Raw genomic sequence first — 452 nt, forward strand, 5'->3', positions numbered from 1 at the left:
CTCTATATGCGGAAGAGGCAAACAGTTTCTGATATTTTTGCTGGAAAGAGCTTGATGTCGTTACGCCAAAGAATGCACAAGCATTCAACGCGGTGTCTTCCGCTGATGCCCCCTGCTCGATCCAACCAAGCCGGACCAAGTCTTTTAGAGGAACATCGGAAAGCCAATCTTCCGGTGAGTTCGAGGCAGATTCACAAATTCTCTGAAGATCAGCACGATAAATCTGTTCTCGGCGAAGCCAGAAGGACGGGGATGCGCCCAGCATCATCGACAAACACTCGGCCCAGTCCTCAGTGAGTGGCTCCACGCCATGTATAAGACGTGAGAGGCTCCGGATGTCTCGCTGCGCTTTATTGGCCAACTCGCTCACTGAAATCTGCCGGTCATGCAGCAGATCAAGCACTGTAGCGCCCGGAGGGTTGACCCAGTTTGGCTGGAACATGTTCATAGAT

The 452-nt window shown here is 52.0% G+C and carries 1 protein-coding gene; it reads right to left on the reverse strand.

Annotated elements, in window-relative coordinates; translation table 11 throughout:
- Window positions 1–452 (reverse strand): helix-turn-helix transcriptional regulator (locus tag IM725_RS20075; protein WP_227753991.1); only part of this gene is annotated, 452 nt, incomplete at both ends.

Origin of the sequence: Ramlibacter aquaticus (assembly GCF_015159745.1) — a bacterium.
Taxonomy (GTDB): domain Bacteria; phylum Pseudomonadota; class Gammaproteobacteria; order Burkholderiales; family Burkholderiaceae_C; genus Ramlibacter; species Ramlibacter aquaticus.